This window comes from Streptomyces sp. NPDC058741 (assembly GCF_042746715.1).
GTDB lineage: Bacteria > Actinomycetota > Actinomycetes > Streptomycetales > Streptomycetaceae > Streptomyces.
In genome coordinates this window covers 35,242-47,788 of the sequence record NZ_JBHYQH010000031.1, presented here as the reverse complement: position 1 = coordinate 47,788, position 12,547 = coordinate 35,242, and the positions used below count along the sequence as shown (strand labels likewise).

The window sequence follows — 12,547 nt, the reverse complement described above, 5'->3', positions numbered from 1 at the left end:
TCCCTGGCGGCCCGCGCACCCGGCCAAACCCTTGCGGGCCGTCCGTGACGCCGTGAGCCTGGGAGCATGACCGACAACGCACCACGACTCGACCACGTCGTCCTCTGGGTCCGCGACCCGGTCGCCGCGACCGAGTTCTACGGGACGACGGTCGGCCTGGCCCCGCTCAGGCTCGCCGAGTTCGCCGCCGGGGAGGTGTCCCCCTCCGTGCGCGTCAACGACGAGACCATCCTCGACCTCATGCCGCAGGCGTACGCGGAACGCATGACGATGCTGCCCGGCGCAGCCGCCAGCGCCGGCCACCCCGTGAACCACGTCTGCCTGTCCCTGCCCCGCGATGACTTCGACGCGCTGCTCAGCCGCCTGGCGGACCACTCCGTACCGGTGCCGGATCTTGCGAAGGACTCCTTCGGAGCCCGCGGTCCGGCCACGCGCAGCTTCTACTTCCGAGATCCGGAAGGCAACGTCTTCGAGGCGCGGCACTACGACTGACCGGGCCCGGCGATCAGAACAGCGGCTCGGGAAGCACCCCCTCCAGGGCGAGCAGCCTCCGCTTCGTCTCCAGGCCGCCGCCGAAGCCGCCGATGCCACCGCCGCTCTCGACGACCCGGTGACAGGGCACCACCACCGGCAGCGGATTGGCGCCCATCGCCATGCCCACGGCCTGCGCGGCGCCCGGCTGGCCGACCCGCCCGGCCAGCTCGCCGTACCCGACGACCGAGCCGTACGGCACGCCCTCGGCCAGCTCGCGCAGGACCTCCCGGTGGAAGCCGGAGATCAGCGACCAGTCCAGCGGCAGGCCGAAATCCCGCTGCTCACCCGCGAAGTACGCCTCGAACTGACGTATCGCCTCGGCCAGCAGCGGCGAGCCGGGCGCCTCGACGGGCTCGGCGCCGAACCGCGACGCCAGCCGCTCGACCGCCCGCTGCCGCACCGCGTCCGTCGCGTGGAACACCACGTTGACCAGGCCGTCCCGGGTGGCGGCCAGCAGCAGCGGACCGACAGCCGTCCCCACGACGGCCCACACGACCCGCCCGCCGTCCTTCCCGTGACTGTCCATGTGACCACCGTACGGCCCGCCACTGACAACGCCGTCGCGGCCGGACGGCCCCTCACCGGCCCACGGCCTCCCGGACCACGTCCGGCCGGTTGCTGATGACGCCGTCGACGCCGTACCCGGTGACCCGGCGGGCGGTCTCCGCGTCGTCGACCGTCCAGGCGAAGACCTCCAGCGGCCTGCCGTGCGGTCCGGTGAACGCCTGGACGGACGCGACGTACGCCAGGCTGAGCGAACGGTGGGAGGTATTGATCTGATCGGCGTACCCGGCGTGCGCCGGCACGTCCGCCACCGGCGGCGTGCCCAGCAGGCCCGTCTTCACGCCCGGCTTCAGCTCGTGCACCGTGCGCACACTGTCCGCGCTGAAGCTCTGCACGATCAGCCGGCCCGCCCGGTGCGGCCGGTCCAGCCAGCCCTCGTTGCCGAGGACCTTCAGCGTCTGCCGCTCGATGCCCGGATACAGCTCCGGGTTCTTGATCTCCAGCAGGAGCTTCTGGTGGTGGTGATCGACGCGGTGCAGGAACTGCTCCAGCGTCGGCACGCGCGCGCCCTCGTACGCAGGACCGAACCAGCTGCCCGCGTCCAGGCGGGCGATCTCGGCGGCGGTGAAATCCCCCACCTTCCAGGGGGCCCGGTCGGGGAAGACCTCCTCGGCGTCGGTGGTGCGCCGCAGACTGTCGTCGTGGAGCACGACCAGCTCGCCGTCCCGGGTCCGCTGCACGTCGTTCTCCACCCAGCGGATGCCCAGCTCCGCCGCCGCGTCCACGGCGGCCAGGGTGTTCTCGGGCGCGTACGCGGAGGCACCGCGGTGCGCGATGACCAGCGGCGCCGAGCCGTCTGCGGCGGCGGTCGCCCGCGCCGGGGAGATCGGGAAGAGGAGGGCGGCGGTCCCCAGGAGCGCGGTGGTCGAGGCGGCAACGGCGCGCGCGTGCATGCGTACTCCTCGCGTCGAACGGTCAGCGGCGTCCTCACGGACAGCTCCACTGTGACAGCAGAGGGTCAACATTCAAGGGGTACGGGATGGCCGCACGCTGAACGGAAGCGGCCCAACTCCCCTCACGGGGAGCGCACAACTGGGGCGGGGCCGTGTTTCTTTGCCGGAGGGTCGTTCGACCATTGCGGTGGGAGTCATACTCTCTGCGTCAACCCTGACCGCTCCCGCGGTCCTGGGAGGGGGCGCACATCAGAAATTCCGGGACGCACAGGGCGGGAAGGGCAGCCGCGCATGCAAGGCACGGTCGACGGATTCAGCTACGGCCTGGTCACACCCCTCGTGGCCTACTTCATGGCCTGCCTCGGCGGGGCCCTGGGGCTGCGCTGCACCACCAGATCCATGCTCGTGGCCCAGTCCTGGCGCCCCGGCTGGCTCGCCCTGGGCTCGGCCGCGATCGGCTCCGGGATATGGACCATGCACTTCGTCGCGATGATGGGGTTCACCGTCCAGGGCGCACCGATCCACTACGACGGCTGGATGACCTTCGCAAGCCTGGCCGTGGCGATCGTGATGGTCGGCGTCGGGATCTTCATCGTCGGCTACAAGGGAGCCAGGGGAACGGCCCTGTTCACCGGGGGCACCCTCACGGGCCTGGGCATCGCGTCCATGCACTACCTCGGCATGGCCAGCATGAGCCTCGACGGGCAGCTGGAGTACAACACCCTCACCGTCGCCACCTCCGTCGTGATCGCCATGTGCGCCGCCACCGCCGCCCTGTGGGCGGCCGGACAGGTCCGGGGATTCCTCTGGAGCGTGGGCGCCGGCCTCGTCATGGGACTCGCCGTCAGCGGCATGCACTACACCGGCATGGCCGCCCTCAGCGTCCACGTGCACGGCCCCGCCGAGCCCACCTCGGGCGTCTCGCCCGCGTCGCTGCTCGCCCCGATGCTGATCGGGCCGCTCGCCTTCCTGCTGCTCGCGGGCGTGGTGGTGATGTTCGACCCGCTGATGGTCATGGGCAAGCCCGCCGTCACCCCCGTCGAACCCCGGCCCGGCATCCCCGCCCGCAGCCACACCGCCGTCCACCACCACCCGCACCGCCTGCGGACCCGCCCCGGCGCCCCTGCGGCGCAGCGGCGCTCGCGCACCCCGCAGAACCGCTGACCGGAGCCGGTTGTCAGTGCGGAGTCGTACGGTGGAACCCATGCGGCCCGTTTCCCAGATCGAACGCTCGGTGGCGCCCTTCGAGGTCGTCAGCCCCTACCAGCCCAACGGCGACCAGCCGACCGCCATCGCCGACCTCGCCCGGCGCATCCAGGCCGGCGAGAAGGACGTCGTCCTGCTCGGCGCGACCGGCACCGGAAAGTCGGCCACCACCGCGTGGATGATCGAGAAGCTCCAGCGCCCCACGCTCGTCATGGCGCCGAACAAGACACTGGCCGCCCAGCTGGCGAACGAGTTCCGCGAGCTGCTCCCGAACAACGCCGTCGAGTACTTCGTCTCGTACTACGACTACTACCAGCCCGAGGCCTACGTCCCGCAGTCGGACACCTACATCGAGAAGGACTCCTCGATCAACGAGGAGGTCGAGCGCCTGCGCCACTCCGCGACCAACTCGCTGCTCACCCGCCGCGATGTCGTCGTGGTCGCCTCGGTCTCCTGCATCTACGGCCTGGGCACCCCGCAGGAGTACGTGGACCGCATGGTCCCGCTCCGGGTCGGCGAGGAGGTCGACCGCGACGGGCTGCTGCGCCGCTTCGTGGACATCCAGTACACGCGCAACGACATGGCGTTCACCCGCGGCACCTTCCGCGTCCGCGGCGACACCATCGAGATCTTCCCGGTCTACGAGGAGCTCGCCGTGCGCATCGAGATGTTCGGCGACGAGATCGAGGCGCTCTCCACGCTGCACCCGCTCACCGGCGAGATCATCAGCGACGACCAGCAGCTCTACGTCTTCCCCGCCTCCCACTACGTCGCGGGTCCCGAGCGCATGGAGCGGGCCGTCAACGACATCGAGAAGGAGCTGGGCGAGCGCCTGGCGGAGCTGGAGAGGCAGGGCAAGCTCCTGGAGGCCCAGCGCCTGAGGATGCGCACGACGTACGACATCGAGATGCTCCGCCAGATCGGCACCTGCTCCGGTGTGGAGAACTACTCGATGCACTTCGACGGCCGGCTCCCCGGCTCCCCGCCGAACACCCTGCTCGACTACTTCCCCGACGACTTCCTCCTCGTCATCGACGAGTCGCACGTCACCGTCCCGCAGATCGGCGCCATGTACGAGGGTGACGCCTCCCGCAAGCGCACCCTCGTCGACCACGGCTTCCGCCTGCCCTCCGCCCTGGACAACCGGCCCCTGAAGTGGGAGGAGTTCCAGGAGCGCACCGGCCAGACGGTCTACCTGTCGGCGACCCCGGGCACCTACGAGCTCTCCCGTTCCGACGGTGTCGTCGAGCAGATCATCCGCCCGACCGGCCTCGTCGACCCGGAAGTCGTCGTCAAGCCCACCGAGGGCCAGATCGACGACCTGGTGCACGAGATCCGGCAGCGCACGGAGAAGGACGAGCGCGTCCTGGTCACCACGCTCACCAAGAAGATGGCCGAGGACCTCACGGACTACTTCCTGGAGCTGGGCATCCAGGTGCGTTATCTGCACAGCGACGTCGACACACTGCGCCGCGTCGAACTGCTGCGCGAGCTGCGCGCGGGCGAGTACGACGTCCTCGTCGGCATCAACCTCCTCCGCGAGGGCCTCGACCTGCCCGAGGTGTCCCTCGTGGCGATCCTGGACGCCGACAAGGAGGGCTTCCTGCGCTCGGGTACCTCCCTGATCCAGACCATCGGCCGCGCGGCGCGCAACGTCTCCGGCCAGGTCCACATGTACGCCGACAAGATCACCCCGGCCATGGCCAAGGCCATCGACGAGACCAACCGCCGCCGGGAGAAGCAGAACGCGTACAACAAGGAGCAGGGCATCGATCCCCAGCCACTGCGCAAGAAGATCAACGACATCGTCGCCCAGATCGCGCGCGAGGACGTCGACACGGAGCAGCTGCTCGGCTCGGGGTACCGCAAGTCCCGCAAGGACGGCGGCGGCACCAAGGCGCCCGTCCCCTCCCTCGGCAGGGCGGGCGAGGGCACCAAGCCGGCCAAGGGCAAGGCCAAGGAGGCGATCCCCACCGACCGCCCCGCGGCCGAACTCGCCGGTCAGATCGAGGAACTCACCGCGCGCATGCGGGCCGCCGCCGCGGAGCTCCAGTTCGAGATCGCGGCCCGGCTGCGCGACGAGGTCTCCGAGATGAAGAAGGAACTGCGCCAGATGAAGGAGGCCGGCCTGGCCTGACGGCCCACCGCGCACGCGCAGTGTTGCAAGACCGACACAAAGTGCGGACCGGGGTACGTCGCTGTCAGTGCCCCTGCGTAAGGTGCTGGTCAACCGCGACTGCGCGGCAACAGGGGACGTTCGAGAGGGGAATCAGCGCGTGACCGTCAACATGACCAAGGGTCAGGCCATCAGTCTGCAGAAGAACGACGGAGGCAGCCTGACCGCGGTACGCATGGGTCTCGGCTGGCAGGCGGCTCCCCGGCGAGGCCTGTTCGGCTCGCGCACGCGGGAGATCGACCTCGACGCCTCCGCCGTCCTCTTCGCGGACAAGCAGCCGGTCGACGTCGTCTTCTTCCGCCACCTGGTGAGCGACGACGGCTCCGTGCGCCACACCGGTGACAACCTCGTCGGCGGTGTCGGCCAGGGCGGCGACGACGAGGCGATCCTCGTCGACCTCGCGCGCGTCCCGGTCCACATCGACCAGATCGTCTTCACCGTGAACTCCTTCACGGGCCAGACGTTCCAGGAGGTGCAGGACGCGTTCTGCCGTCTGGTCGACGAGACCAACGGCCAGGAGCTCGCCCGGTACACGCTCGCCGGCGGCGGCCAGTACACGGCCCAGATCATGGCGAAGGTGCACCGCTCGGGCCCGGGCTGGACCATGACGGCCCTGGGCAACCCGGCCAACGGCCGTACCTTCCAGGACCTGATGCCCGCCATCCTGCCGGTCCTCTGAGATCACGGTCCCGGATCCGGGGCGCCGGCGAGCGGCACACGACACCACACAACGACACAGGGGGACGAAGGCGATGACGGCCGAGCTGGTGCGGGGGCAGAACCACCCGCTCTCCCAGGCCCGTCTCGAGATCCGGGTCTCGGCCGGCACACCCCTCGTGGCGGCGGCCGCGCTGAGCGACGAGAACGGCCGGATTCAGGGCGTGGAGTGGGTGGCCCACCCGGGCGCGCCCACCCAGCCCGGTCTCGAGGTCTCCCGGCAGGCCGCCGCCGACCACCGGCTCGCGGTGGACCTGGACGCCATGCCGGAGGCCGTCCACCGGGTCAGTGTGCTGCTCGCCCTGCCCGGCGGCGGGGCGGGCCCGGTCCGTTTCGGGTCCGTGGCCGCCCCCTTCACCGCCGTCACCGGGCTCGAAGGCGGCGAGCTCGTCAGCTACACCCTCACGGGCCTGGACGCCGAGTCGGCCGTCGTCGCCCTGGAGCTCTACCGCCGGCAGGGCGCCTGGAAGGTGCGCGCCGTCGGACAGGGCTACGCCGGCGGCCTCGCCGAGCTCTTCGCCGACCAGGGCCTGCCCGAGGCCGGGCAGCTCGCCGGCAGCATCCACGACGCCGTCGCCCGGGGGCTCGCCCGCTCGGTGCAGGCGCCTCCGCCGCGCACGGCGGACGGCGACCGCTCCCGGCAGGCCGCGGCCCCGGTCCTCGGCCCGGACCAGGGCGGCACCGCGCCCCAGCCCGGCCCGGTGCCCCCGACATCCCCCCACGGCGGTCACACCCCGGCCGGACCGGGACAACCGGCCCCGCAGACACCGGCGTACCCCGGCTCCGCGCCGGACCCCGACGCCGTCACCGCGCAGTGCGCGCCCACCACCGGCGGCCCGGTCGACTACAGCCACCCGCGCCGGCAGAACGCCGCCCCGCCCCCGCCGCCTCCCACCGCGCCCCCCGCTGCCCCCGGTCAGCCCGCCCAGCCCGTCGCGGGCGACGCGACCGGCTGGTCCATGGACGAGCGGCTCTACAACCAGGTGTGGGGCATGTTCGAGGACCTCGCCCGCAGCGCGGCCGCGTACCGCAGCGCGGTCGACTTCGCCGAGTCCCGCATGGACAAGGAGCTGGAGCAGGTCCTGGCCGACCCGCGCAGCCGGATCGGCGGACAGGGCGACGCCGCCCGCGAGGCGGCCCGTGCCCGGCACGCCCAGCTCGTCGCCCAGGCCCGCGAGGCCTTCGACCGGGACCTCGCCCAGCTCGCGGCCGAGGCCGAGGTCGTCGAACCGGCCCTCCCGCCGGCCTACGCCCGCTGGGACAACCCCGTCTGGCACGCCTACCGGGTGCCGATGGAGATCCCCATGGCCCTGCGCCTGGGCGACCTCCACCTCCCCGAGGCCGACCGGGTCCGCATCCCCATGCTGGTCCGGCTGCCGCTGGAGCGGGGCCTGTGGATCGACAGCGGACGCACCGCCTCCGCCGGCGACGCGTTCGCCGACGCGCGCGCCCTGGGGCGCCTCGCCATGGAGGCGGCCGTCGCGCACGCGGCCCGGCTGCTGGCCGTCTACCCGGCGGGCGAGTTCACCGTCCACGTCATCGACCCGGCGGGTTCGGGCGCGCAGGCGCTGGCGCCGCTGGTGCAGACCGGTGTGCTCGCGGCTCCGCCCGCGCTCGGGGCCGCCGGGGTGACGGACGTGCTGACCCGGCTCACCCAGCGGGTCGACCTGGTGCAGATGGCGATCCGGGGCGGGGCAGCCGACGCCCTGCCCCCCGGCTTCGACACCTCCCAGCAGCTGCTGATCGTCAACGACTTCCCGCACGGCTTCGACGACCGGGCCGTTAACCAGCTGCGCTACCTCGCCGACGAGGGCCCCTCCTTCGGCGTCCACCTCATGATGGTCGCGGACCGCGAGGAGTCCTCCGCCTACGGTCCCCTCCTCGACCCGCTGTGGCGTTCGCTGCTGCGGCTGACGCCGGTGCCCGACGACCACCTCGCCGACCCGTGGGTGGGGCACGCCTGGACGTACGAGCCGTCGCCCGTACCGCCCGGAAGCCAGGTGCTCCAACTGGTGCTCGCCCAGGTGGCGGCCGCTCGCACCAAGTTCATCTAAAGCCCTCTGACCAGCGGATTTGATATTTCTTTTGCCAATCACTTTACCTTCTCTTGGTGATTGGGTACTGTGGTGGGCACGGAGGGGAGTACTCCCTGTCTGCTGCGGCGTTCCCGTCAATACGGATCAGGCCTGATCCCGGGGCGTCGGCCCATCCCTGGGTGGAAGAGACCTCCGGCAGCGACGACGCTGACACTTGCCGTGACGACTGCCGGAGGCGCAGTGGATGTTTCCGTGACCCTATGGGTCCTGACGATCGTGGGTCTCGCCGCTCTGATCGCGGTCGACTTCTTCATCGGCCGCAAGCCCCACGACGTATCGATCAAGGAAGCCGGGATCTGGACGGTCGTCTGGGTCGTCCTCGCCATACTCTTCGGGCTCGGCCTGCTCGTCTTCGCCGGCGGTCAGCCCGCCGGCGAGTTCTTCGCGGGCTTCATCACCGAGAAGTCGCTGAGCGTCGACAACCTGTTCGTCTTCGTCCTGATCATGGCGAAGTTCGCGGTGCCCTCGCAGTACCAGCAGCGGGTGCTGCTGATCGGCGTCCTCATCGCCCTGGTCCTGCGAGCGATCTTCATCGCGGCCGGCGCGGCGATCCTCGCCAGCTTCTCCTGGGTGTTCTACCTCTTCGGCGCCTTCCTGATCTGGACCGCCTGGAAGCTCATCCAGGAGGCCCGGGCGGACGAGGACGACGAGGAGTACGAGGAGAACAAGCTGCTCAAGGCCGCCGAGCGCCGCTTCGGTGTGGCCGACCGCTACCACGGCACCAAGCTGTGGATCCACGAGAACGGCAAGCGGGTCATGACCCCGATGCTGGTCGTGATGCTCGCGATCGGCACCACGGACGTACTGTTCGCCCTGGACTCCATACCCGCGATCTTCGGCCTGACCCAGGACCCGTACATCGTCTTCACGGCCAACGCGTTCGCCCTGATGGGTCTGCGGCAGCTGTACTTCCTCATAGGCGGTCTGCTGAAGAAGCTGGTCCACCTCTCCTACGGCCTGTCGATCATCCTGGGCTTCATCGGGGTGAAGCTCGTGCTGCACGCCTTGCACGAGTCGGGGGTGCACGTTCCCGAGATCAGCATTCCGGTCTCGCTCGGCGTCATCTGCTCCGTCCTGATCGTCACCACCATCACCAGCCTCCGCGCTTCCAAGAAGCAGGCGGCGGCCGAGGCGGCGCAGGACCCGAGCGGAAGCGCTCCGAAGGACAGCATCGACGTCTGACCCGCGCGTCGAAGGCAGCAGGAACCATCACCGGGATCGGTGCTCGGCGCATGCCGGCCACCGGTCCCGGTGATCGGGTCTTCACCCACTGCGGCCTCACGGACGCGCGCGATCTCACGTAGCCCCGCTCCACGGGGCGTGCGGTCCGGTGGGACCGGAGTGCGCGGCCCCGCCGGCTCTGCGACGATCAGCATGAGCGCTCGGCGCAGGCCGGTCACGGCGCAGTGGACGCCCCGGGGGCCGCTGCTCGCCGTGGTGCTGCTGGTCCTCACCTGAGGACGCGGTCTGCCGGGCGCGGTCGTGGCCGTGGCGACCCTGGTGCTCGCGGGAGCCGTTCTGGCCGCCGCGCAGTACGCCGAGGTCGTCGCCCACCGGGTGGGCGAACCGTTCGGCTCCCGCGTGCTCGCCGTCGCCGTCACGATCATCGAGGTCGCCCTCATCGTCACCCTGATGGCCGACGGCGGGGACAGGAGCGCGACCCTGGCTCGCGACACCGTCCTCGCGGCCGTGGTGATCACCTGCAACGGCATCCTCGGTCTCTGTCTCCTGGTCGTCTCACTGCGGCACGGCACCGCCGTCTTCACCCCCGAGGGCACCGGCGCCGCCCTCGAGACCGTCGCCACCCCGGCCACGCTCAGCCTGGTCCTGCCGACGTTCACGACCAGCAAACCGGGCCCGCAGTTCTCCTCCGTCCAGCTGACCTTCGCGGCTCTCTCCTCGCTGGTCCTGTACGGCCTGTTCGTCGCCATGCAGACCGTGCGGCACCGGGACTGCTTCCTGCCGGCACCCGCCAGGGCGACGTGATCACCGGCGACGAGCACGCCGCGGCGCCGACCGCCCGTACGGCCCTGATCAGCCTCGGGCTGCTGGGCCTGGCCCCGATCGGTGTGGTCGGACTCGCCAAGGGGAGTCTCACCCGCCATCGAGTCGGGGGTGGAGACGCTGCCGTTTCCCGCGTGGCTTCAGGGGCGGGGCCGGACGACCGGAGGGCTATTGCTCCCTGTACGCCACCGAGCGCATGAACGGAAGCAAGGCCGCCGGTTGCTGCCCATGCCGTCGTCGGCGTGACACCGCCCTGCTGGTGCTGCTGCCGGAGACCATCGCCGCGCTGCGCTCGGCCCGCCGCGACCGTGTGCAGACCGGCCTGAACCTCGCCCTCGGCTCTGCGATGGCCAGCATCGGCCTGACCATCTCCGCCGTCGCGCTCGCCTCCCTCTGGCTCTCTCCGGTCCGCTCGTCCTGGGCCTGGGCGCCATCCATGTGGTGTTGCTCGCGCTGACCGTGGTGGTGGCCTCCCTGACGGTCGTGCCGGGCCGGGCCACGCCACTGCAGGGCGGCGTGCACCTGGTGCTGTTCGCGGTGTACCCGGAGCTGGCGGTCAACCCGTAGGTGCCGGACCCCGGCCATGCCGTCCACCTCACCCGGAGGCCGTCTCCGCCGCCGCGGCACTCCCTGTCGGCACCGGCCCCGTGTCGTCGGATACCCGACCGGCCGCAGTCCGAACTCCTCGCGCAACCGCTCCAGGCCCAGTTCCCAGGGGAGCGGGGAGAGCCCCGGCACCCCGGCTGAGATGAGACCACGGCGACGGGTCACCGGGGGACGGCTTGGGAGGGTGGACCGGAGTGGTCGGGCTCGGCATACCGGGAGACCGCGGCCGGGTGTGCTGCCGGCGCGGCGTGATAAACCGGCTGTGAGCGGCGGTCCGCCACGGACCGCCCGCCCCCGACGGACCGGAGGAACCGTGCCCCGCACCCTGGCCAACGCCCCGATCATGATCCTCAATGGCCCCAACCTGAACCTGCTCGGCCAGCGCCAGCCGGAGATCTACGGATCCGACACCCTCGCCGACGTCCAGGCCCTGTGCGCCAAGGCGGCGGCGGCGCACGGCGGTACGGTCGACTTCCGCCAGTCCAACCACGAGGGCGAACTGGTCGACTGGATCCACGAGGCACGGCTGAACCACTGCGGGATCGTGATCAACCCCGGTGCCTACTCGCACACCTCCGTCGCCATCCTGGATGCCCTCAACACGTGTGACGGAATGCCTGTGTTGGAGGTCCACATCTCCAACATCCACCAGCGCGAGTCGTTCCGGCATCACTCGTACGTCTCGCTGCGGGCCGACGGCGTCATCGCGGGGTGCGGTGTCCAGGGGTACGTGTTCGGCGTGGAGCGGGTCGCGGCACTGGCGGGTCCGGGCAGGGCCGACACGTGAGTCGCCGTCCGTAGCCCCGCCGGGGCCGCCGACCGAGGGGCGGGGATCGACTGGCCGGCGGCCCATCCGCTCAGGAGCCGTCATCCTGTGCGGGGCTGCTCCCAGTTCACCGCGCGATCACGGGGGAGGGGAGCGCGCGTACGACACCGGCGTGTACGAACGATTCACACGGGGCGCGTGCGCCGGTCCGCACGCGGTTGAGCGCCGGCCTCCCTCGCGCGAGGCGCACACCGCGCAGTCCTGTGCGATCGGCGCAGTACGTCAACGACTGCCGCGGGCGCTCTCCTTCACCTCACCCGCCGCTTCACCACCCGCGCGCGTGCCACTCGGGCAGCTGCGGGCGTTCCGCGCCCAGGGAGGTGTCGTCTCCGTGGCCCGGGTAGACCCACGTCTCGTCCGGGAGGACGTCGAAGATCTTGGTCTCGACGTCGTGGATGAGACGGGCGAACGCCTTGGGGTCCTGATGGGTGTTGCCCACGCCCCCGGGGAAGAGGCAGTCCCCGGTGAACACATGGGGATGTCCGTGCGGGTCGTCGTACACGAGTGCGATCGAGCCGGGCGTGTGGCCGGCCAGGTGGCGCGCGGTGAGCTCCACGCGCCCCACCTGGACCGTGTCGCCGTCGTCGACCATGACGTCGGTCGGCACGGGGATGCCCTCGGCGTCCTCCCGCCCCGCGTACGTGCGGGCGCCGGTGGCCGCCACGACCTCGGCCAGCGCCTGCCAGTGGTCCCCGTGCCGGTGGGTCGTGACGACGGACGCGATGCCGTCGTCACCGATCATGCCGAGCAGCGTCCGCGCATCGTCGGCCGCGTCGATCAGCAGCTGCTCGTCGGTGGCCCGGCAGCGCAGCAGATAGGCGTTGTTGTTCATGGGACCCACCGCGATCTTGGTGATCATCAGGTCCTTGAGCTCGTGGACGTCGGCAGGCCCGCCGACCTTCACCTGTCCGCTGTACGTCATGGT

The 12,547-nt window shown here is 71.1% G+C and carries 10 protein-coding genes and 1 pseudogene; 8 read left to right on the top strand and 3 right to left on the bottom strand.

The genetic code is table 11. The features are described from left to right. The first annotated feature begins 66 nt into the window (after nucleotides 1-66). Entirely contained in the window at nucleotides 67-492 is a 426-nt protein-coding gene (locus tag ACFW6P_RS22925) for a VOC family protein (protein ID WP_386357490.1), read from the top strand. 13 nt (nucleotides 493-505) lie between these two features. Here the strand turns inward: ACFW6P_RS22925 and ACFW6P_RS22920 are convergent, their stop codons facing one another. Further along, nucleotides 506-1,060 carry a methylated-DNA--[protein]-cysteine S-methyltransferase gene (locus ACFW6P_RS22920; protein ID WP_386357489.1) on the bottom strand — a complete coding sequence of 185 codons (555 nt, stop codon included), beginning with the start codon at nucleotides 1,058-1,060 and terminating at the stop codon, nucleotides 506-508. Between the two features lie 52 nt (nucleotides 1,061-1,112). After that, nucleotides 1,113-1,991 (bottom strand): glycerophosphodiester phosphodiesterase, encoded by an 879-nt coding sequence (locus tag ACFW6P_RS22915; RefSeq protein ID WP_386424530.1) that lies wholly within the window; start codon nucleotides 1,989-1,991, stop codon nucleotides 1,113-1,115. Between the two features lie 291 nt (nucleotides 1,992-2,282). On the opposite strand from ACFW6P_RS22915, the gene ACFW6P_RS22910 reads away from it, so the two are divergent. The 7 genes and pseudogenes from ACFW6P_RS22910 (at nucleotide 2,283) to aroQ (ending at nucleotide 11,583) form a co-directional block, all read left to right on the top strand. Then, nucleotides 2,283-3,155, top strand: a complete 873-nt coding sequence (locus ACFW6P_RS22910) for an MHYT domain-containing protein (RefSeq protein ID WP_386357486.1) — start codon at nucleotides 2,283-2,285, stop codon at nucleotides 3,153-3,155. A 40-nt stretch (nucleotides 3,156-3,195) separates the two neighbouring features. Beyond that, on the top strand, nucleotides 3,196-5,334 hold the full coding sequence (gene uvrB / locus ACFW6P_RS22905; RefSeq protein ID WP_386357484.1) for an excinuclease ABC subunit UvrB: 2,139 nt from the start codon (nucleotides 3,196-3,198) through the stop codon (nucleotides 5,332-5,334). A 139-nt stretch (nucleotides 5,335-5,473) separates the two neighbouring features. Then, nucleotides 5,474-6,052 (top strand): TerD family protein, encoded by a 579-nt coding sequence (locus tag ACFW6P_RS22900; protein WP_386357483.1) that lies wholly within the window; start codon nucleotides 5,474-5,476, stop codon nucleotides 6,050-6,052. Nucleotides 6,053-6,125: 73 nt separating this feature from the next. Continuing rightward, nucleotides 6,126-8,144 (top strand): TerD family protein, encoded by a 2,019-nt coding sequence (locus ACFW6P_RS22895; protein ID WP_386357481.1) that lies wholly within the window; start codon nucleotides 6,126-6,128, stop codon nucleotides 8,142-8,144. Between the two features lie 222 nt (nucleotides 8,145-8,366). Beyond that, on the top strand, nucleotides 8,367-9,368 hold the full coding sequence (locus ACFW6P_RS22890) for a TerC family protein (RefSeq protein WP_386357479.1): 1,002 nt from the start codon (nucleotides 8,367-8,369) through the stop codon (nucleotides 9,366-9,368). A 285-nt stretch (nucleotides 9,369-9,653) separates the two neighbouring features. Then, nucleotides 9,654-10,757 (top strand): annotated as a pseudogene (locus ACFW6P_RS22885) (calcium:proton antiporter). Between the two features lie 352 nt (nucleotides 10,758-11,109). Then, a complete protein-coding gene (aroQ, locus tag ACFW6P_RS22880) occupies nucleotides 11,110-11,583 on the top strand; it encodes a type II 3-dehydroquinate dehydratase (RefSeq protein WP_386357477.1) in 474 nt (157 codons plus the stop codon). Nucleotides 11,584-11,887: 304 nt separating this feature from the next. On the opposite strand, the gene ACFW6P_RS22875 is transcribed toward aroQ, so the two are convergent. After that, nucleotides 11,888-12,544 (bottom strand): MBL fold metallo-hydrolase, encoded by a 657-nt coding sequence (locus ACFW6P_RS22875; protein WP_386357475.1) that lies wholly within the window; start codon nucleotides 12,542-12,544, stop codon nucleotides 11,888-11,890. Nucleotides 12,545-12,547: the final 3 nt, after the last annotated feature.